Source organism: Pseudomonas sp. LBUM1679 (assembly GCF_059695565.1).
Genome location: NZ_CP166774.1, coordinates 1278483 through 1299434 on the forward strand (window position 1 = coordinate 1278483; position 20952 = coordinate 1299434).

The 20952-nt window shown below is 60.9% G+C and carries 19 protein-coding genes; 9 read left to right on the forward strand and 10 right to left on the reverse strand.

Annotated features, from left to right (window positions below; genetic code table 11):
* Positions 1-34 precede the first annotated feature (34 nt).
* From ACA062_RS05830 to pcaC, 3 genes are read left to right on the forward strand one after another with little or no spacing between them, the layout of a single operon-like run.
* Positions 35-1399: a 3-carboxy-cis,cis-muconate cycloisomerase gene (locus ACA062_RS05830; RefSeq protein WP_497455579.1), complete on the forward strand. Its 1365-nt coding sequence runs from the start codon at positions 35-37 to the stop codon at positions 1397-1399.
* An 11-nt stretch (positions 1400-1410) separates the two neighbouring features.
* Entirely contained in the window at positions 1411-2202 is a 792-nt protein-coding gene (gene pcaD / locus ACA062_RS05835) for a 3-oxoadipate enol-lactonase (protein WP_497455580.1), read from the forward strand.
* A 10-nt stretch (positions 2203-2212) separates the two neighbouring features.
* Positions 2213-2605 carry a 4-carboxymuconolactone decarboxylase gene (gene pcaC / locus ACA062_RS05840; protein WP_497455581.1) on the forward strand — a complete coding sequence of 131 codons (393 nt, stop codon included), beginning with the start codon at positions 2213-2215 and terminating at the stop codon, positions 2603-2605.
* Positions 2606-3082: 477 nt separating this feature from the next.
* On the opposite strand, the gene ACA062_RS05845 is transcribed toward pcaC, so the two are convergent.
* The 4 genes from ACA062_RS05845 to emhA form a co-directional block, all read right to left on the reverse strand.
* Positions 3083-4342, reverse strand: a complete 1260-nt coding sequence (locus ACA062_RS05845) for an OprD family porin (RefSeq protein WP_497455582.1) — start codon at positions 4340-4342, stop codon at positions 3083-3085.
* A 435-nt stretch (positions 4343-4777) separates the two neighbouring features.
* The gene (gene emhC / locus ACA062_RS05850; protein ID WP_497455583.1) at positions 4778-6238 is read right to left on the reverse strand and encodes an efflux RND transporter outer membrane subunit EmhC; all 1461 of its coding nucleotides are present in this window, start codon (positions 6236-6238) and stop codon (positions 4778-4780) included.
* On the reverse strand, positions 6235-9399 hold the full coding sequence (emhB, locus tag ACA062_RS05855; protein WP_497455584.1) for an efflux RND transporter permease subunit EmhB: 3165 nt from the start codon (positions 9397-9399) through the stop codon (positions 6235-6237). The genes emhC and emhB overlap by 4 nt, the downstream gene beginning before the upstream one ends.
* A gap of 3 nt (positions 9400-9402) precedes the next feature.
* Positions 9403-10560, reverse strand: a complete 1158-nt coding sequence (gene emhA / locus ACA062_RS05860; RefSeq protein ID WP_497455585.1) for an efflux RND transporter periplasmic adaptor subunit EmhA — start codon at positions 10558-10560, stop codon at positions 9403-9405.
* 265 nt (positions 10561-10825) lie between these two features.
* Between emhA and emhR the strand changes: the two genes are divergently transcribed.
* Positions 10826-11458 carry an efflux system transcriptional repressor EmhR gene (gene emhR / locus ACA062_RS05865; protein ID WP_497455586.1) on the forward strand — a complete coding sequence of 211 codons (633 nt, stop codon included), beginning with the start codon at positions 10826-10828 and terminating at the stop codon, positions 11456-11458.
* Positions 11459-11705: 247 nt separating this feature from the next.
* Here emhR and ACA062_RS05870 read toward each other — a convergent pair whose 3' ends face one another.
* Positions 11706-12191: a GNAT family N-acetyltransferase gene (locus tag ACA062_RS05870; RefSeq protein ID WP_497455587.1), complete on the reverse strand. Its 486-nt coding sequence runs from the start codon at positions 12189-12191 to the stop codon at positions 11706-11708.
* A 140-nt stretch (positions 12192-12331) separates the two neighbouring features.
* Here ACA062_RS05870 and ACA062_RS05875 point away from each other — a divergent pair, with 140 nt between their 5' ends.
* From ACA062_RS05875 to ACA062_RS05885, 3 genes are all read left to right on the forward strand, one after another.
* A complete protein-coding gene (locus tag ACA062_RS05875; protein WP_497455588.1) occupies positions 12332-12757 on the forward strand; it encodes a YybH family protein in 426 nt (141 codons plus the stop codon).
* A gap of 102 nt (positions 12758-12859) precedes the next feature.
* Positions 12860-13204 (forward strand): YciI family protein, encoded by a 345-nt coding sequence (locus ACA062_RS05880; protein WP_138964595.1) that lies wholly within the window; start codon positions 12860-12862, stop codon positions 13202-13204.
* Between the two features lie 102 nt (positions 13205-13306).
* The gene (locus ACA062_RS05885) at positions 13307-14548 is read left to right on the forward strand and encodes an RNA polymerase sigma factor (protein ID WP_497455589.1); all 1242 of its coding nucleotides are present in this window, start codon (positions 13307-13309) and stop codon (positions 14546-14548) included.
* Positions 14549-14659: 111 nt separating this feature from the next.
* On the opposite strand, the gene ACA062_RS05890 is transcribed toward ACA062_RS05885, so the two are convergent.
* Positions 14660-15514: a LysR family transcriptional regulator gene (locus ACA062_RS05890; RefSeq protein WP_497455590.1), complete on the reverse strand. Its 855-nt coding sequence runs from the start codon at positions 15512-15514 to the stop codon at positions 14660-14662.
* 87 nt (positions 15515-15601) lie between these two features.
* Here ACA062_RS05890 and ACA062_RS05895 point away from each other — a divergent pair, with 87 nt between their 5' ends.
* The gene (locus ACA062_RS05895; RefSeq protein ID WP_497455591.1) at positions 15602-16039 is read left to right on the forward strand and encodes a multidrug/biocide efflux PACE transporter; all 438 of its coding nucleotides are present in this window, start codon (positions 15602-15604) and stop codon (positions 16037-16039) included.
* A gap of 69 nt (positions 16040-16108) precedes the next feature.
* Here ACA062_RS05895 and ACA062_RS05900 read toward each other — a convergent pair whose 3' ends face one another.
* The 4 genes from ACA062_RS05900 to ACA062_RS05915 form a co-directional block, all read right to left on the reverse strand.
* Positions 16109-17131, reverse strand: coding sequence for a transporter (locus ACA062_RS05900; RefSeq protein ID WP_497455592.1), 1023 nt, complete (start codon positions 17129-17131; stop codon positions 16109-16111).
* A 93-nt stretch (positions 17132-17224) separates the two neighbouring features.
* Positions 17225-18403 carry a GAF domain-containing sensor histidine kinase gene (locus ACA062_RS05905; protein WP_497455593.1) on the reverse strand — a complete coding sequence of 393 codons (1179 nt, stop codon included), beginning with the start codon at positions 18401-18403 and terminating at the stop codon, positions 17225-17227.
* A gap of 158 nt (positions 18404-18561) precedes the next feature.
* A complete protein-coding gene (locus ACA062_RS05910; protein WP_497455594.1) occupies positions 18562-18870 on the reverse strand; it encodes a PepSY domain-containing protein in 309 nt (102 codons plus the stop codon).
* Between the two features lie 193 nt (positions 18871-19063).
* Positions 19064-20191, reverse strand: coding sequence for a glycerophosphodiester phosphodiesterase (locus ACA062_RS05915; RefSeq protein WP_497455595.1), 1128 nt, complete (start codon positions 20189-20191; stop codon positions 19064-19066).
* Between the two features lie 234 nt (positions 20192-20425).
* On the opposite strand from ACA062_RS05915, the gene ACA062_RS05920 reads away from it, so the two are divergent.
* The gene (locus ACA062_RS05920; protein WP_497455596.1) at positions 20426-20752 is read left to right on the forward strand and encodes a DUF2025 family protein; all 327 of its coding nucleotides are present in this window, start codon (positions 20426-20428) and stop codon (positions 20750-20752) included.
* The last annotated feature ends 200 nt before the right edge of the window (positions 20753-20952 follow it).

A 20952-nucleotide genomic window follows, 5' to 3' on the forward strand; every position in this document is an offset into this window, starting at 1 on the left:
GGGCCTGACCGGCCCACGCCTTCAGGGACTGTTTATGAACCAGCGACCGGGCAATCAATTGTTCGAGGCTTATTTCACTGCCCGCGATATGCGTGAAGTGTTCTGCGATCAGGGCCGGGTTCAGGCCATGCTCGATTTCGAAGCGGCCCTGGCCCGGGCCGAGGCGCGGGTCGGGTTGATTCCGCCGACCGCCGTCGCGCCGATCGAAGCGGCTTGTCGGGCTGAGCATTACGATTTCATCGCCCTCGGTGAGGCGATTGCCACAGCGGGCAATTCGGCGATTCCGCTGGTCAAGGCACTGGGCAAGCAGATCGCCAGGAACGATGCCGAAGCCGAGCGCTATGTGCATCTGGGCGCGACCAGTCAGGACGTGATGGACAGCGGCCTGGTGCTGCAACTGCGCCGCGCGCTGGTGTTGATTGAAAGCGATCTGGCGCAACTGGGGGAAACCCTCGCGACCCAGGCCTTGCGTTACAGCGCCACGCCACTGGCCGGGCGCACCTGGTTGCAACATGCGACACCGGTCACCCTCGGCATGAAGATCGCCGGTTGGCTCGGCGCCGTGACCCGCAGCCGCCAGCGTCTGCAAGCACTCAAGCCACGACTGCTGGTGCTGCAATTCGGGGGTGCCTCCGGGACACTGGCGGCCCTCGGCGAACACGCGATGCCGATTGCCGAAGCACTGGCAGCCGAACTGCAACTGAGCTTGCCCGAACAACCCTGGCACACCCAGCGCGATCGCCTGGTGGAATTCGCTTCGGTGCTGGGTTTGATCGCTGGCAGCCTCGGCAAATTCGGTCGCGACATCAGCCTGTTGATGCAGACCGAAGCCGCCGAAGTCTTCGAACCGTCGGCGCCGGGCAAGGGCGGTTCCTCGACCATGCCGCACAAACGCAACCCGGTGGGTGCAGCGGTGCTGATCGGTGCCGCGACCCGGGTGCCGGGTCTGCTGTCGACACTGTTCAGCGCCATGCCTCAGGAACACGAGCGCAGCCTGGGCCTGTGGCATGCCGAGTGGGAAACCCTGCCGGAGATTTGCTGCCTGGTATCCGGTGCGTTGCAGCAGGCGCTGTTGCTGGCCGATGGGCTGCAAGTGGATGCCGATCGCATGGCCCGCAACCTTGACCTGACGCAGGGCCTGGTGCTGGCCGAAGCGGTGAGCATCGTCCTCGCCCAACGGGTCGGCCGCGACACCGCCCATCATCTGCTTGAACAATGTTGCAAGCGCGCCGTGGCGGAACACCGTCACCTGCGCGCGGTACTCGGCGACGAACCGCAAGTGACCGCCGAGCTGTCTGCTGTTGAACTCGATCGTCTGCTGGACCCCGCCCATTACCTCGGTCAGGCCCATACCTGGGTCGAGCGAGCGGTGGCTGAACATTCTGCGTTGACTGCCTGAAGGAGACTGCTGTGGCTTTTGTACAACTCGCCGAGGGCGAACTGAACTACCAACTCGATGGACCGGCCGATGCGCCGGTACTGGTGCTGTCCAACTCGCTGGGTACCGACCTGCACATGTGGGACGCGCAGATTGCGGCGTTCACCGAACAGTTCCGGGTGCTGCGTTTCGATACCCGTGGGCATGGCAAGTCCCTGGTGACGCCGGGGCCCTACAGCATCGAGCAACTGGGCCACGACGTGCTGGCACTGCTGGATGCCTTGCACATCGAGCGCGCGCATTTTTGCGGCCTGTCCATGGGCGGCTTGATCGGCCAGTGGTTGGGGATCAACGCCGGCCAGCGTCTGCACAAACTGGTGGTGTGCAATACCGCGGCGAAAATCGGCGATCCATCGGTGTGGAACCCGCGGATCGACACCGTGCTGCGTGACGGTGCGGCGGCGATGGTCGCGCTGCGCGATGCGTCGATTGCGCGCTGGTTTACCCCTGACTTCGCTGAAGCGAACCCTGCTGTCGCGAAGAAGATTACTGACATGCTCGCGGCCACTTCGCCTGAAGGTTACGCGGCGAACTGCGCTGCTGTGCGCGATGCCGATTTCCGTGATCAGCTGTCCTCGATCAAGGTGCCGCTGCTGGTGATCGCCGGCACCGAAGACGCGGTCACACCGCCGGCCGGCGGGCACTTCATTCAGGAACATGTGCGCGGGGCCGAGTACGCCGAGTTCCATGCGGCGCATTTGTCCAACGTCCAGGCCGGCGCTGAGTTCAGCGATCGGGTGCTGGCGTTCTTGTCAGCTGATTAAGGGGATGGTCGTGGACGAGAAACAACGTTATGACGAGGGCATGCAAGTCCGTCGCGCGGTACTCGGTGACGCCCACGTCGATCGCAGCCTGACCACCCTGACCGAGTTCAACTCGGAGTTCCAGGAGATGATCACCCGCCATGCCTGGGGCGACATCTGGACCCGCCCGGGCCTGCCGCGCCACACCCGCAGCCTGATCACCATCGCCATGCTGATCGGCATGAACCGCGAGGGTGAACTCAAACTGCACCTGCGCGCCGCCGCCAACAACGGCGTAACCCGCGGTGAGATCAAGGAAGTGATCATGCAGAGCGCGATCTACTGCGGCATTCCGGCGGCGAATGCGACGTTCCACCTGGCGGAGTCGGTGTGGGATGAGTTGGGGGTCGAGTCGCAGGAGTGATTCTGGCGATTTGCGGTGCCTGGGCTGGCCCCTTCGCGAGCAAGCCCGCTCTCACAGTGGTCCGGGTGAATACAGGTTTTATGTTCACTGATGATACCTGTGGGAGCGGGCTTGCCCGCGATGGCGGCCTGACAGTCAATCTGGATGTTGGATGAAATGGCCCCATCGCGGGCAAGCCCGCTCCCACAGTGGTCCGGGTGAATACAGGTTTTATGTTCACTGATGATACCTGTGGGAGCGGGCTTGCCCGCGATGGCGGCCTGACAGTCAACCTGGATGTTGGATGAAATGGCCCCATCGCGGGCAAGCCCGCTCCCACATTGGTCCGGGTGAATACAGGTTTTATGTTCACTGATGATACCTGTGGGAGCGGGCTTGCCCGCGATGGCGGCCTGACAGTCAACCTGGATGTTGGATGTAATGGCCTCATCGTCGGATCGCCGCCCGGGGCAAGCCCGCTCCCACAAGTTCGTGTGTTTACAGCAGGCTGATCGGGTAGCTGACGATCAACCGGTTCTCATCGAACTCGTTATTGCTGAAGTCCCGGCGAATGGTCGAGTTGCGCCATTTGACGTTCAGGTCCTTGAGCGCTCCGCTTTGTACGGTATAGGCCAATTCTGTTTCTCGACCCCATTCCTTGCCATCGGTAATGGTGCCGGTGTGCACGTTATCACCGCTGATGTAGCGGTTCATCAGGGTCAGGCCCGGTATGCCGACGGCAACGAAGTTGTAGTCGTGGCGCAGCTGCCATGATTTCTCCCTGGCGTTGTCATAGCTGGCGTTATAACTGTCGTTGGCCAGGGTGCCGCCGCTGGTGCCGTTGACCCGCATCCAGGCATTGTCGCCGGTCAGCTTTTGCAGGCCGACGTAGAAGGTGTGGCCGCCGTATTTGGCCGAGAACAGACCGGACCAGGTCTTGTTGTCCAGCTCGCCGGCCCGGGCGCTGCCGTCATCCTTGCCATAGAAGAAGCCGAGGTTGGCGCCCAGGGTCCAGTCGCCGATGGGCTGGCTGTGGGTTAAATTCAGGTATTGCTGGCTGTAGATGTCCTTGAGTTCGGCGTTCCACAGGCCGATCTGGGTGCGCTTGTCGTTGAACAGGTATTCGCCGCCCTGGAAATTGAACCGGTCGGAGGTGAACGCAGCCTGGCCAGTCATCGACATGTCGCTCATGCTGCTGTCGTCCCGCGGGCTGTTGGCGCGGAACTGGCCGCCGTAGAGGGTCAGGCCGGCGATTTCCTTCGAGGTGATCTGGCCGCCACGGAAGGTTTGCGGCAGGGAGCGCCCATCGTCGGAGCGCAGGATCGGCAGCACCGGCATCCATTCGCCGACCTTCACTTCGGTCTGCGACAGTTTGGCCTTGAACGCCACGTTGGTGCGCCCGAAATTGTCCGCCGGGCGCCCGTCGTGGTCCAGCGGCAGTAACTGGGTGCCGCCGGTGCCTTTACCGCCGTCGAGTTTCACCGAATACAACCCCAGCACATCCATGCCGAACCCGACGGTGCCCTGGGTAAACCCGGATTTGGCGTCGAGGATGAAGCTTTGCGTCCATTCTTCAGCCTTGCCCTGGGCCCGGGTCGGGTTGGTGAAGTTGCGGTTGATGTAGAAGTTGCGCAGGTTCAGGTTGACCTTGGCGCCTTCGACAAAACCCGATTCCTCGGCCCCGGCGGGCAGCGCCGCACCGGTCAGCGCGATGGCGATCAGGCTGGGAAAAAAATACTGCGCGGTGGAAGGCGTCATGGGCTCGGGTCTCTCTGATTCTTGGGGATGAAGCGTGGCGATGCCGCAACCTGGGGTTGCAGTCACAAGATTCGAATTCGAAAACGGTGCGGGATCAGCCGGAGAGGGCAGGGCGCTGGGACATGGTGTCGAACCTGTTGTTATTGGTTTTGTGTGGCGAATGGTGCGGTGAATGGACTAGATAGTTCAATCAGGCCAAACGGGTTTTGGGCGATTATCGAACTGAAAAATGACTGAATGTTATGTGTTGCTTGCACTGGCCTCTTCGCGGGCAAGCCCGCTCCCACAGTGTCCGTGTAGTACACAAGTTTTGTGAACCCTGCTGGAACTGTGGGAGCGGGCTTGCCCGCGATGGGGCCAGATTGACCAACACAACTTTTCCTGCAGGCAACAAAAAGCCCACCAAAAGGTGGGCTTCCAGTTTTCACAGCGGAATCAGAACAACTTCATCTTCGGCGCTTCTTCTTTCTGCGGCTCGACCTTCGCGGTCTGTTCGTTCCAGCCACCCCCCAGTGCCTTGTACAGATTCACGGCACTGGCCAACTGCGCCAGGCGGTCGGTGATCAGCGCCTGTTGGGCACTGAACAGCTGACGCTGGGCATCAAGGAAGGTCAGGTTGCTGTCGACACCAATGCGATAACGACGCTCGGCCAGACGGTAGTAGTCCTGGTTGGCGGTGACGAAATCACGTTGGGCCTGCAACTGCTCGGTGTAGGTCTGGCGCGCGGCCAGGCCATCGGCGACTTCCTGGAAGGCCGTTTGAATGGACTTCTCGTAGTTCGCCACGCCGATGTCTTTCTGGATTTTCGAGTAATCCAGGCTGGCGCGCAGGCTGCCGGCGTTGAAGATCGGCAGGTTGATCTGCGGCTGGAACAGCCAGGTGCCCGAACCGCCCTTGAACAGGCCGGACAGGTCCGGGCTCAGGGAGCCGGCATTGGCCGTCAGGCTGATGCTCGGGAAGAATGCAGCCCGGGCCGCGCCGATGTTGGCATTGGCGGCCTTGAGGTTGTATTCGGCCTGGAGAATGTCCGGACGACGTTGCAGCAAGTCAGACGGCAGGCCAGGCGGAACCTCGCTCAGCACGTCGTCAGACAGCGGCTTGGCGGTTTGCAGGTTGGCCGGGATACCGGTGCCGAGCAGCAGCACCAGGCCGTTTTCATCCTGCGCGACCTGGCGGGTGTACCGGGCCAGTTGCGCGCGGGCGTTTTCCACCGAGGTGCGCGACTGGGCCAGGTCCAGGGCCGAGGCCACACCGACTTCGTTGCTGCGCGCGGTGAGCTTCAGGCTCTCCTCGAATGCACCGAGGGTGTCCTGGGTCAGTTTGCGCAGCTCTTTGTCGGCCTGCCAGGTCAGGTAGGCATTGGCCACGTTGGCCACCAGACTGATCTGCGTGCTGCGGCGGCCTTCTTCAGTGGCGAAGTACTGCTGCAGGGCTTCTTCGCTCAGGCTGCGAACCCGACCGAACAGGTCCAGTTCATAAGCACTGATGCCGACCGTGGCCGAGTAGGAGCTGGTGATGCCCGCTTCGCCGGTCTGCGAGGCTCGTGCCGGGACCCGTTGACGGCTGCCGGTGCCATTGGCCGACACCGCCGGGAACAGATCCGCACGCTGGATACGGTACTGCGCCGCGAAGGCATCGATGTTCAACGCCGCGACCCGCAGGTCGCGGTTGTTTTCCAGGGCGACCTGGATCAGCTGTTGCAGGGCCGGGTCATGGAAAAACTGCTTCCAGCCCTGTTCGGCGGCAGCCTGGGCCGGCGCCTGAGCCGGCGAGTACGCCGGGCCCTGCGGATACTGGCCTGCCACCGGCGCTTCAGGCCGCTGATAGTCCGGTATCAGTGAGCAACCGCTCAGCACGAGGGCGGCGATTGCGATGGAGAGTAGCGACTTGCTCATTGGCCAGCCTCTTTAGAAGGTTCAATCGCGGCATCCTGGTCAGCGGTTTTGCGCTGCCCCATGCCCGACACGGTGACGAAAAACAGTGGGACCCAGAAGATCGCGAGGACCGTGGCCGTGATCATACCGCCAATTACCCCGGTACCGATCGCATGTTGGCTACCAGAACCTGCGCCCGTGGAAATGGCCAGCGGTACCACGCCGAGGACGAAAGCGAGCGAAGTCATGATGATCGGTCGCAAACGCATCCGGCAGGCTTCGATCGCTGCATCGCGCAGGCTACGCCCTTGTTCATGCAGTTCCTTGGCGAATTCGACGATCAGGATGGCGTTTTTCGCCGCCAGACCGATGGTCGTCAACAAGCCCACCTGGAAGTACACGTCGTTGGACAGGCCGCGCAGACTGGTCGCCATCAGCGCCCCGATGATGCCCAACGGCACCACCAGCATCACCGCGATCGGGATCGACCAGCTCTCATACAACGCCGCCAGACACAGGAACACCATCAGCAGCGACAGCGCATACAGGGCTGGCGCTTGCGAGCCGGACAGGCGTTCCTCGTACGACAGACCGGTCCAGGAAAGACCGACACCAGCTGGCAGTTTCTTGGCCAGGGCTTCGACTTCGGCCATGGCTTCACCGGTGGAATATCCGGGGGCCGGGGAACCGAGGATTTCCACCGCCGCTACGCCGTTGTAGCGGGAGAGTTTCGGTGCACCGTAAATCCATTCACCTTTGGCGAAGGCGGAGAAAGGCACCATGGTTCCGCTGGCGTTGCGCACGTACCACTTCTTGATGTCTTCCGGACTCATGCGCGAGCCGGGTTGACCCTGTATGTACACTTTCTTCACCCGACCACGGTCGATGAAGTCGTTCACGTAGCTACTGCCCAGGGCAATCGACAGGGTGTTGTTGATGTCGCTGAGGGTCACACCCAGGGCGCTGGCCTTCTCATCGTCGATTTCCAGCTGATACTGTGGTTCGTCGTTCAGGCCGTTCGGACGGACCTGCGAGAGGATTTTGCTTTGCGCCGCCATGCCGAGGAACTGGTTACGCGCTTCCATCAGCTTGTCGTGACCGATACCGGCGCGGTCTTGCAGGAACACGTCGAAACCTGTGGCGTTACCCAGCTCCAGTACCGCCGGTGGCGCGAAGGCGAACACCATGGCGTCACGGAAGGTGAGGAAGTGCTGCTGGGCACGAGCCGCGAGCTTGAATACGCTGTTATCGGCGTTACGTTCGCCCCATGGTTTGAGCATGATGAACGCCATACCCGAACTCTGGCCACGGCCGGCGAAGTTGAAGCCATTCACGGTAAACACCGAGGCCACCGCGTCGCCTTCACCGCCGTCCTCGCTCGGACGCAGCAGGAATTCACGCATCTCATCCACCACCACCTGCGTGCGCTGGGCACTGGAGCCGGCGGGGGTTTGCACCTGGGCAAACAGCACGCCCTGGTCCTCTTCCGGCAGGAACGCCGTTGGAATGCGGGTGAACAGCCAGATCATGCCGACCAGGATGACCAGGTAGGCCAGCAGATAGGGCGCCTTGTTCGAGAGCATATTGCCCACGCCACGCTCATAGCTTCTGACACCACGGTCGAAATTGCGGTTGAACCAGCCGAAGAAGCCGCGTTTCGGCGTGCTGTGCTCGCCTTTCGGTATCGGCTTGAGCATGGTGGCACACAGTGCCGGGGTGAAGATCAACGCGACCAGTACCGACAGGGCCATGGCCGAGACGATGGTGATCGAGAACTGCTTGTAGATCACCCCGGTGGAGCCGCTGAAGAACGCCATCGGCAGCAGCACCGCCGACAGCACCAGGGCAATGCCGACCAGTGCACCCTGGATCTGCCCCATGGATTTCTTGGTGGCCTCCTTGGGCGACAGGCCTTCTTCGCTCATGACCCGTTCGACGTTTTCCACCACGACGATGGCGTCGTCCACCAGCAAGCCGATGGCCAGCACCATGCCGAACATGGTCAGGGTGTTGATGCTGAAACCGAACGCCGCGAGGATCCCGAAGGTACCCAGCAATACCACCGGCACCGTCATCGTGGTGATCACGGTGGCGCGGAAGTTCTGCAGGAACAGGAACATCACCAGGAACACCAGCACGACCGCTTCGACCAGGGTTTCAACCACACCCTTGATCGACTCCTTCACCACGGGGGTAGTGTCGTACGGGAACACCACTTCCATGCCTTGCGGGAAGAACGGCTTGAGGGTCTCGATGGTATCGCGCAGGGCTTTTGCCGTGTCGAGGGCGTTGGCACCGTTGGCCAGCTTCACCGCCAGACCGGAGGCCGGGCTGCCGTTGAACTGGGCGCTGATCGCATAGTTCTCACCACCCAGGCCGACATCCGCCACGTCGCCGACGCGCACTTGCGAGCCGTCCTTGTTGACCTTCAGCAGGATCGCCTTGAACTGCTCGGCCGTCTGCAGACGGGTCTTGCCGATGATCGTCGCGTTCAGCTGTTGGCCAGGCAACGCAGGCAAGCCGCCGAGTTGACCGGACGACACCTGGACGTTCTGCGCCGCGATGGCGGTTTTCACGTCCACCGGGGTCAGGTTGAAGTTGTTCAACTTGGCCGGATCGAGCCAGATCCGCATCGCGTACTGGGCGCCGAAGACCTGGAAGTCACCGACACCGGCGGTCCGCGAGATCGGATCCTGCATGTTCGACACGATGTAGTTGGAGAGGTCGTCCTTGGTCATGCTGCCGTCACGCGACACCACGCCTATCACCATCAGGAAGTTTTTCACTGCCTTGGTCACGCGGATCCCCTGTTGCTGCACTTCTTGCGGCAGCAGCGGGGTGGCCAGGTTCAGTTTGTTCTGCACCTGAACCTGCGCGGTATCGGAGTTGGTGCCCTGCTCGAAGGTCGCGGTAATGGTCATGCTGCCGTCGGAGTTACTTTCCGAGGAGACATAACGCAGGTTATCGATACCGTTGAGCTGTTGTTCGATCACCTGCACCACGGTGTCCTGCACGGTTTGTGCGGACGCGCCCGGGTAGGTCACCTGGATCGCAATGGCCGGAGGCGCAATGCTCGGGTATTGGTTGATCGGAAGTTTGAGGATCGAGAGTGCCCCGACCAGCATGATCACCAGGGCGATTACCCAGGCGAAAATCGGACGGTCGATAAAAAATTTCGACATGGTTTACTCCCCTTTGCCGCTGGCAGCCTTGTCAGCTACCTGTGCGGGGGCCGGGTTCTTTGCGCCAACGTTAGTCGCTTCACTGGCTTTGACTTCAATGCCAGGTTTGACGAATTGCAGTCCTTCGGTGATCAATCGATCGCCGGCCTTCAGACCGTCTTCGATCAGCCATTGGCTGCCCACGGTGCGGCTGGCCTTGAGCTGACGCAGTTCGACCTTGTTGTCCGGGCCGACGACCAGCGCGGTCGGGCTGCCTTTGAGGTCGCGGGTCACGCCTTGTTGCGGCGCGAGGATCGCCGCGCTGTTCACGCCGGCCTGCAGCTGGGCGTGAACGAACATGCCCGGCAGCAGGGTGTGATCAGGGTTCGGGAACACCGCACGCAAGGTCACGGAACCGGTGGTCTGGTCAACCGAGACTTCGGAGAACTCGAGCTTGCCCGGTTGTTTGTACTCGCTGCCGTCTTCGAGGGTCAGCTTGACCGCCGCGGCGGTGTCGCCAGCCTTTTGCAGGCGACCGCTTTCCAGTTCACGGCGCAGCTCGAGCAGCTCCACCGACGACTGGGTCACGTCGACGTAGATCGGGTCGAGCTGCTGGATCACAGCCATGGGGTCGGCCTGGCCGTTGGTCACCAGCGCGCCTTCGGTCACCGAAGAACGCCCGATACGGCCAGAGATCGGCGCGTAAACCTTGGTGTAGCGCACATTGATCTGGGCGCTTTGCAGAGTCGCTTCCGATTGCAGCCGGTTGGCCAGGGCCGTGTCGTATTCCTGGCGGCTGACAGCCTGCTCTTTGACCAGTTGCTGGTAGCGATCCGAGATCGACTTGGTCTGTTGCAGGCTGGCTTGAGCGCTTTTCAGGGTGGCTTCATAAACGGCGGGATCGATCTGATACAGCTGCTGGCCGGCCTTGACGTCGCCGCCTTCCTTGAACAGGCGCTTGAGAATGATGCCGTTGACCTGAGGGCGAACTTCGGCGATGCGGAACGCGCTGGTGCGGCCCGGGAGCTCGGACGTCAGGGTGAAGGCTTGTGCTTGCAGGGTTACGACGCCGACCTGAGGGGGCGATGCGGCAGGCGCGGCCTCTTCCTTTTTGCATCCGCTAAGCAGTGTTGCCAAGGCGACGGCGGTGACCAGAGCGGTAACAGCTGGCTTGAATTGCATGAAAATCCTCGGGTCAGGCGCGCAAATTGCGCACAAGAAAGGTGGAAGGGTAAAAATTGTGCGCTGAGTGGATAAGTAGCTTGCTAAGTAATATACTTACGTTCATGGTTGTTTGTAAATAGCGTGACCCTGTACCCATAACGTTACAAAAAATGTTCAAAGGTTCGAATTGTAGGCCGGGGACGACGCCTGAGAGCGCTCGCCCCACTTTTATTCAGCTGATATTCAGACATCGCTGAAGCATCCTGATTGAGGTTGTACTGCCATGGTCCGTCGTACCAAAGAGGAAGCTCAAGAAACCCGTAGCCAGATACTCGAAGCGGCCGAAAAAGCCTTTTTCGAGCGGGGCGTGGCGCGCACGACACTGGCGGAAATCGCGACCCTGGCCGGCGTCACGCGCGGGGCCATCTATTGGCATTTCAGCAACAAGGCGGCCGTGGTGCAGGCCATGCTCGACAGCTTGCATGAGCCGCTGGATGAGATGGCCAAGGCCAGCGAAAGCGCGGATGAACTCGACCCGCTGGGCTGCATGCGCAAGCTGTTGATTCATTTGTTTCATCAGGTTGCGCTGGACCCGAAAACCCGACGCCTCAATGAGATTCTGTTTCATAAGTGCGAATTCACCGATGAAATGTGCGACCTGCGCCAGCAGCGCCGCGCGGCCAGCCTCGATTGCAATGGGCGAATCGCCGTGGCCCTGAGTAATGCAGTGAATCGGGGACAGTTGCCGGAAAACCTCGACACCGACCGCGCCGCCATCAGCCTGCATGCGTACATCGATGGCATCCTGTATCAGTGGCTGCTGGCGCCCGACAGTTTTGAACTGCACGCCGAAGCGGAGCGTTGGGCCGATACAGGGTTGGATATGCTGCGCTTGAGCCCGAGTCTGTGCAAATAAAACTAAATGAATAAATGAGTCCGGTTCTGACAATGCGTGGCAGGGGGAAGCGTCGTTCCTTGCCTGCGTTGTCGCAACGGGCTGCTTTTATATACGCAGGCTCGCCCGGTTGAAAGGTAGCGGGCCAGGTATTTTGTAGGGATTTTGTGTTGAGTGGGTGAAAGAGCGTGACGTCGGCGTGCTCGGCGTTGCGCTCTTTTGCAGCTGTGGTTTTGTTGTTGCCTGGATCCAGCGCCAGCGCCGACCATCAGAAGATCAGACCCATTCGCCGCTCGTAACCGATCCGGCCCTTGTAGGCCTCGCCGCTGTCGACCCAACCGAATTTTGCGTAAAGCGCGATGGCCGACACGTTGTCGGCATCCACTGACAATTCCAGCCCCTTTATTTCCGGCCAGGCCTGGTGCGCCACCTCGGGCAGCGCTTGCAGGCAAGCCTTGCCATAACCTTTGCCCTGAGCGCGGTGATCCACTTGCAATGCATGCAGGGTCGCGCTGTGTTCGTCGGCCCACGCTGGCAGCACTGGCGGGCGTTTGAGCAGCAGAAAGGCGACGGGAATATCCTCGGCCAGCAGGGCAAATCCCTTGACCCCGGGGCCGGGCCTGGACAGCAGGGTGTGCAATGCACCGTGGATGTCGCCGGAGAACTTGATTTGTTCTTTGTGAACTTCAATGGCCTCGATCTGCCGGCGCTGGAGCGCGTTCAGGCTTTCGTAAGGCACGAGTCTGGCTGTCACTGGAGTATCCTTTTTCCATTACCAAGATGTTTCGAATTCTAACGAGTTTGTGCCGATGGATTATTTTTATTTCGGTTGTCGATTTGGCGTTGTGCCAGACGACAAAGGGTGTCTTCCAACAAAAACCACGGAGAACCACCATGAACGCCACACACGAGATCCAGACCCTGATCGACACCTATCGTCAGGCGGTCATCGCCAAGGATGTCGAGAAAATCATGGCCCTGTATGCCGAGGACATCGTCTCCTACGACGCCGTCAAGGCTCTGCAATTCCGGGGCAAGGCCGCCTACCGCGCGCATTGGCTGGAGTGCATGGAAATGTGCCAGGGCGCGCACACGTTTGACTTCGACCACACGAACATCGTGGCGGACGAGCATATCGCCTTCGCCCATTGGCTGGCCCATTGCGGTGGCACCAATGACAAGGGTGAAACCCAGGCCTGCTGGATGCGCGTGACCGCCTGTTATCGGCGCGAGGTCGGACAATGGCGCATCGTCCACGAACACTGGTCAGCCCCGTTCGACATGATGAGCGGCACTGCGCTGTTCAATCTGGAACCCTGATCGTCGGGCGGTTGTTGATCGGCAAACAGCGCGAAAACGCCAATCTGCAGCCATAGTTGATCAGTTCGATCAGGGCAGAGCCTCAAGAAACGGAGAGCGTCCATGAAATACCTATGCCTGGTCTACAGCAACGAACGCGAGTTGCATTCGCTGCCCGACAGCCCGAAAGACGCCGAATGCATGGCCTACGCCGAGTCGATCCAGGGCAGTGGCCGGATGCTCGCGGCCGAAGCGCTGGAGTCGGTGCAGACCGCGACCACCGTGCGCATGCGCAACGGGAAAATGTCGATCACCGACGGCCCGTTCGCTGAAACCAAGGAGCAGTTGGCCGGCTTCTACCTGATCGATGCCAAGGACCTCAATGAAGCCCTCCAGGTCGCCGGCAACATCCCGGCGGCCCGGGTGGGCTGTGTCGAGGTGCGCCCCGTTCGCCAGTTGAATCCCTGAACAACCCTCACAGACAGGAGATCTGCATGAGCCCGCAACCTTGTAAAAAGCAGCCTGCCGGATTCGCGTCAGTGACGTGGGTGCCGCAGGCCTGCCGGACTGATGCCTGACGTCGCGGTAACGGCTCGGGTCGAGCAGGTCTACCGTGAAGACTCGCGGCGGATTCTGGCGACCCTGATCCGCTTGCTCGGCGATTTCGATCTTGCCGAAGAGGCCCTGCACGAGGCGTTTTTCGTCGCGGTCGAGCGCTGGCAGCGTGACGGTGTGCCGGACAATCCGCGGGCCTGGCTGGTGTCTACCGGGCGCTTCAAGGCCATTGATGTGTTGCGCCGGCGCGCGCGCTTCAACGCGTCCCGGCCGCTGTTGATCGCGCAACTGGAGGCGCTGGAGCAGGCCGACTGGAGTGACGAAGACGTGGAAGACGACCGCCTGCGCCTGATCTTTACCTGCTGTCACCCGGCACTGGCGGCTGATGCCCAGGTGCCGTTGACCCTGCGGGAAGTCTGCGACCTGACCACCGAAGAAATCGCCCGGGCCTTCCTCTCGGCACCGGCCACCATTGCCCAGCGCATCGTGCGGGCCAAAGCGAAAATCCGTGACGCGAAAATCCCCTATCAAGTGCCGACCCTGGCCGAATTGCCCGACCGTCTGGACAGCGTGCTGCGGGTGATTTACCTGGTATTCAACGAAGGTTACTCGGCGTCCATCGGCGCCGAATTGACCCGAGAAGAGTTGACCCGAGAAGCGATAAGGCTGGGCCGGTTGCTGGTCGAGTTGCTGCCGGAACCGGAGGTGATGGGCCTGCTGGCGTTGATGCTGTTGCATGAGTCGCGGCGCCTGGCCAGGAGCTCGGCCAGTGGCGAGTTGATAGTGCTGGATGAGCAGGATCGTTCGTTGTGGGATGCCCAGATGATCGCCGAAGGTTGCGCGCTGGTGGAACGGGCACTGACGACCCGGCGTTTCGGGCCTTATTGCCTGCAGGCGGCGATCGCGGCGGTGCATGCCGAAGCGCCGAGGGCGGGGGAGACGGACTGGCCGCAGATTGTCGGTCTGTACGACGTGCTGTTGCAGGCCATGCCTTCACCGGTGATCGAGCTGAACCGGGCCGCGGCATTGGCCAAGCGGGATGGCCCGTTGGCGGGTTTGACCCTGATCGAAGGGATTCTGCAGCGCGGTGAGCTGCTGGATTACCACTTGGCGCATTCGGCGCGGGCGGAATTTTGTCGGCAGTTGGGGCGGGTGGATGAAGCGCGGGCGGCGTATGAGCGGGCGCTTGAGTTGACGCAGCAGGTGCCGGAGCGGCGGTTTATCGAGGGGCGGCTCAAGGGGTTGGGAGTGATGTGATCTGGCGGGCCCCATCGCGGGCAAGCCCGCTCCCACAGGTACCGAGTCGATCATATAATTACGATACGACTCGAACCTGTGGGAGCGGGCTTGCCCGCGATGGCGGCGCCGCTATTCCAGCATCTTGTCCAGCAACCAACTCCCCGCCGGCCCTGGCGGATGCAACCGTGACCATAACGCATCCACCGATACGGTCTTCGGCCAGCCGCGCACCTGAATCTCCTGCAACGACCCCGCGCCAAAGCGTTCCACCAACCACCGGGGCAACGGTGCCCAGCCGAATCCGCCCTGGGCCATTTCCAGCAGCATCAGGTAGCTCGGCGCCGACCAGACGCGCCCCTTCGCCCGGCTTTCATAGGGATTGACGATGGTCGCCAGACGCAGTTCGCGATGCTGTTGCAGCAGATCCTGATCCACCTTTGCCAACGCCGCCAACGGATGTCCGGGGGCTACGAACAGCGCGATTTCCGTGCGTTCGTCCACCGTCGAACTGGCCAGGTCCGGTGGATAGCTGTCTTGCCGCTCGGCGAAGGCGACATGGGCGCGGCCGCTTTGCACCAGCGCCACCAGGTCATCGCATTCGGCAATCAGGCATTCGAGTTCCAGGTCCGGATAACGCTGTTCGAAGGTACTCAGTGCCGCTTCGAACCGGTCGGACTGGTAGGTGTCGGACAGGGCCACCGTCAGTTTCGCCTCGACCCCTTGGGACAATTGGCTGGCAGTCATTTCCAGGCGGCTGGTGGCCGCCAGAATCGCCTCGGCGCGCTGTAATACCACGTGCCCGGCCGGCGTCAGGCCGGGCTTGCGGCTGCTGCGATCAAACAACGTCAGGTTCAGATCGATCTCCAGGCTGGCGACGGCCGCGCTGATGGTCGACTGACTGCGGCCAAGCTTGCGCGCTGCAGCGGAAAACGAGCCTTGGGTCGCCGCCTGGACGAATGCCAGCAACACTTCGTGAGAGGCCATGAACTATCGCCCTGATCGATGGTTATTGGTTATGAAGTATCGGTGGGATGGCGGACCATGGCAACACAATCACTCAGGAGTCTGGTCATGAACGCCAACAAATCCATCACTGAACGTATTTTCCAGGCCATTGGTTTTGAACTGCTGGCGGTACTGATCTGCACCCCGTTGCTCGCCTGGGTCATGGACAAACCGATGCTGGACATGGGGGTGGCGACCCTGGCTATCGCTGCATTGGCCCTCGCCTGGAACGTGGTCTTCAATAGCTTGTTCGATCGCGCGCTCAAACGTCTCACCCTTGCGCGTAACGCCTGGGTGCGCGTCGTGCACGCATTGCTGTTTGAAGGCGGGCTGGTCGCCGTCGGCGTGCCGCTGATTGCCTGGTGGCTGAATATCAGCCTGTGGCAAGCGTTCCTGCTGGACATCGGTGTGCTGCTGTTTTTCCTGCCGTATACCTATGTTTATCACTGGGCGTATGACGTGGTGCGTGAGCGATGGGTAATGCGCACCTCTTACGATGGATAAAAGCAAAAGATCGCAGCCTCGTTTCACTCGACAGCTCCTACAGTGAAACGAGGCTGCGATCTTTTGATCTTAATAATCCTGGCGCTTGCGAAACGCCCAGCGCCCGGCGATCAGGGTAAAGGTCGCAACCAACGCCACCAGAATCCAGAACCCCTCAGGGTCACCGGAAAGCGGTACTCCACCGACGTTCATGCCAAAGAACCCGGCAATGATGTTAATCGGCAGCGCCAGCACCGTGACCACGGTCAGGGTAAACAAGGTGCGGTTGCTCTGTTCGTTGAGATTGGCGGCGATTTCTTCCTGCAACAGCTTGATCCGCTCCCCCAGTGCCGTGAGGTCGTTGATGATCAGCGCAAACTCCTCGGTGGATTTGCGCAACTCCTTAACGTCCTCTTTCTGCAACCACTGGGGCGGGCGATTGAGCAACCGCAGCAACGAGCCGGGTTCCAGCGCCAGCAGACGTTGCAGGCGCACCAGCACCCGGCGATTGGCGCCCAGCTCGGCCCGGTTGGTCGACAGACGAGACGATAGCAACTCATCCTCGATCTGGTCGACACTGAGACTGGTCTTGCGCACGATCTGCGTCAGCACTTCGCCCTGGTCGCGCAGCAAATGCACCAGCAGTTCCAGCGGCGAGCGGAAGCACTCGCCGGCCTTCACCGACGAGCGCAATTTATCCACCGAATGCAGCGGTTGCAGGCGCGCGCTGATGATCAGCCGGCTGCGGGCGCAGACCCACAGTGTCGACACATCGGACGACACCATGCTGCTGAGGTTGAATACCACATCGTTGACCACCGCCAGCAACGCTGAATCGACGTGCTCGATGCGCGTCGAACGCGAGCCTTCATGCAGTGCCTCAAAAAACTCTTCGGGCAATTGCAGATGATTTTTCATCCAGCGCTCGCACGCGGCATGGGCGAGGTTGAGGTGCAGCCAGAGAAACTCATCGCTGTCGTCCGGCTGTTGCAGGCACTGCAAAGCCCTGGCCGAATCGATTTCCCGACCCCGTTCGCCGGGGCGAAAACGGAAACCGTACAGCAGACCGAACAGGTCCGGGTCGCGATGGCTTTGGTCGATGCTGTGGTTCATGGAGGCTCGCTGTGAGGAGGCGCCTGTCGCGGGTTTCACAGGTTCACTTGAGCCGCATCATCGCAAGGCTGTTTGACGGTTTTGTGACGGGCCTTAAGGGTGAATGGGCAGGCTGAAGGTAAAGATCGTGCCCTGTTCTGCGTTGGAGACCACGTCCAGCGTTCCTCCATGGGACTTGGCGATTTCGCTGGCGATGTACAAGCCCAACCCGAGGCCGGCCTGCGGTGTATCGCGGGTCGGTCGCGAGTACGGTTTGAACAGCTGCGGCAACACCTGCTCGGCAATCTGTCCCTGATTTTTTACGCTCAGCACAAAGGTGCCTTGATCGATCCGCGCGCTGACCACCACCGAACCTGCGAGATCGCCATGGGTGACCGCGTTGGCCACCAGATTGGAGGCCAGTTGCGCGACTCGCTCGCGATCGCAATGCACATCGCGCAAGTCGCCGATGGACGACAGGATGCTGCGGTCGGGGTGCACGCTCTGGATTTCAGCAATCACATGCCGTAATGCCCCTTCCAGATCCGGGCACGGCTCGATGATCACCGGGATGCCCTCGCCCATGGAACCGCGGGTGAAGTCCAGTACATCGTTGACCAGTCTGGTCGCGCGCCGGGCGCTGGTGAGAATATGTCGCACCAGCCTGTCGCTGGCGGGCTCTGGAAACTTGCGCAGGAGCATTTCCGCGCCGGCGCTGATGGCAAACAAGGGGTTGCGCAAGTCATGCCCGAGCACGGCGACGAACTGTTCGCGCAGTTCTCCGTGCGCCTGCTCCTGAATCAGTGCCGCTTCGGTCTTCTGCTGGTTTTCTTCGGATTCGATCTGCAGCGCCAGCATCCGCGCGAACGACTCCATGGTGCTCTGGATCGTGCTGGATGTGAGCGGCGCCGGGTTGGGGTCAAGGGCGCAGAGGGTGCCGAAGAAGCGCCCGTCGGTGCGAAAAACCGGTACCGCGATGTAGCTTTCGAACTGATACAGGCGCGGCGTGTGGTGGTCGCGGTAAAGCGGGTCGTCACTGGCCTTGTCGATCACCACGGCGCGGTGGGCCTGACGGATTTCGTGACACAGGGTGGTCGTCACCTCCAGTTCACCACCGACCTGCAGGCCAAAACCCAGTTGATCGAGCACCGCACAGGCGGTCCAGGCATCTTCTGTCACGCGGGCCACTGCAGCAAAACGCAGGCCGGTCATTTCGCGGATCACCTGAAGTATGGCGGGCACCGCGCTGATTCGACCAATGGTGGCGATATCTGCTGCCGCTGTCTGACCCATGTACGTTGTTCTCGCTGCAAGATGCCGAGGAGTGTCGAAGAATTCTAGCGGGCTCGCGCGAGGTTGGCGTCACTTGATTGAGGGCGTTGGGAATCAGTTCACGCAAGATGCAAAAAAGCCGCACGACCCGACAGTCGTGCGGCTGCTTGATGTATGTATCAGTCGTCTTGTTTGTTTTTCAGGACTTCGCCGGTGGCGGCGTTCAAATCCACGTCCCATTCAACGTTTTTGGCATCGCGCAGTTCGACTTCGTATTCGTAGTTGTTGAAGTGGTTGTCCAGGTCGCTGTCGGTAATCGTGGCGCCCGGGTGCAGCTTCAGGACGATCTGGTTCAGTTCTTCCAGCGGCTTGATCTTTTTATCTTTGACCAACTGCGGGATCTGATCGACAGGAACATCATCAGCCTGGGCCAGGCCAGCGGTGAGGGTCAGGGCAGCAGCGGTGAACAAGGCAGTCAGGGTCTTCATGGGATTCTTTCCTTGGATGATCTGTTTAAGTGGGATCAGATTAACTGTGGCAACTTAATTCAGCCTTAATTCCTCAAACCGTGTCGTCAGTAAAAGCTTCGCTGGCAAGCCAGCTCCTACAGGGCCTGCGCAAAACCTGTGGGAGCGTGGCTTGCCCGCGATGGCGGCGCCTCGGTGTCAGGCCAGGCGCACATCAATACCCATTGTTCTTCAACAACTGCGCCACACTCGCCGCCGCCGGCCGTTTATAGAACTTGAGCAGTTCGCTGGCGCGATTGGTGAAGATGCCATCGACGCCGGCGTCCATGACCTTCTGATAGTCCACTGCATCGTCAACGGTGTAGGCATGCACCAGCAAGCCCTGGTCGTGGGTGTACTGGTTCATCCACGGTTGCACCAGGTCCGAATAGCTCTGGTCTCCCCGCTGGGTCAGCCTGACAGACGGGCCGGTGCCGATCGCGCCCTGGGCCTTGGCGTACTCGACCCAGCGCTGGAATTCGGCTTTGTCCTTCGGTTGCTGCCTGGCGTAGAACGTCGCTTTGTCCTTGTCGCCGGATTCGGCAAAGGTCACCTTGGACTTGGGCTCGATGCTGCCTGCGCCGACCCACAGCAGCAGGATCTTCGGTACTTGCGGCATTTCCTTTTCCAGCAGTTCGAGGCTGCCCTTCTCGAACGTTTGCAACACCACCTTGCCTTTGCCCTGGCCGACCGCCAGTTCGCTTTTCGCCAGCTTCGAACCGGTCGGACTCAACCAGCCACGATCCTGGAGCTTCTCCTTGAGGTCGCGTTCGAGACCGGGAAACTGCTTCGGTTCCTTGGTTTCGATGTACAGGCCCGGCTTGTGCAGCGGATTGCCCTGGGCAATGTCGATGATCTCGTCCAGGGTCAGGATTTTCAGACCCGCATAGGACGGACGGGCGCGATCCGGGTAAGCGCTGTTGAACCAGCTGCCGGCATCGAGGGTTTTCAGTTCGGCAAGGGTGAAGGCGTTGGCCGGGCTGTCCTTGCGCTCCGGGAACCTGGTGGCGACGTCGGTGGTGCGTTGCAGGTTGTCGTCGTGCAGGGCAAACAGCACGCCATCCTTGCTGCGCTGCAAGTCCAGCTCCAGGTAATCGGCGCCCAGATCGCGGGCCAGTTTGTAAGCCGGGGCGGTGGATTCCGGCGCATCGAAGGACGCGCCACGGTGGGCGATCACGGCCGGATGCGGGATACCCAGGCGGGTCGCCAGTGCGGTGGGGCTTGGTTCGCTGGCGGCCTGTGCCTGGCCGAGGCCGAGCAGCACACTCAGCAGCAGGGCGCTTTGGGTGAAGGTGACAGGCATGGGTCGAGGTCCTTTCGCAGTTTTTCAAAGAGTTCCCTTTTAACAACTGAGGGCTGCCAGCGCTATCGCGAGACCGACATAAACCGATTCAAAGCAGATAATTCCCGCGCTTTTATGCGGTTCCTTGCAGTACTCTTGGCCCCGGCAGCGTCCCCGGCAGAGGGAACGCCATTGACTTGTCTTGCGTGTAAACCATCGATCACCGGTCCATCGCGACCCTTTGTGAGGTTTACCATGCGCATCACTTCCCAGCTCATCTGCCAGGCTGCCGACCAACTCAAGGGCTTCGTCGGGCTCAATCGCAAAACCGGCCAGTACATCGTTCGCTTCAGTGAAGATGCGTTCGGCATGGACGTGGCGGATGACGGCATTATTCCGGCGAGCGAGTTCGTCTGGGCAGCCGGTCCGGAGCAGGCCATGACGCTTAGACGCGAGTTGATTCAGTTGTTGCTGGATCAGCACATCGATGACCGGATCAACATTACCGAGCCGTTGCGGGTGTATATGAACCGGCGGGAAGTGCCGGAGATTTCGGCGGTGCGCAGTTTGGTGGGCGGCTGATGTTTTTGGGCTGACTGTTCCGGCCTCATCGCGGGCAAGCCCGCTCCCACAGGGACATGTGTCGTACACAGATCAAGTACCCGACACAAAACCCTGTGGGAGCGGGCTTGCCCGCGATGACGAACTGAAGAACCCCGCATCTTCTGCTGTTCGATCGCATACGCCCGTTCAACCCTGCACATCCGCGTTCGACAGCGCGC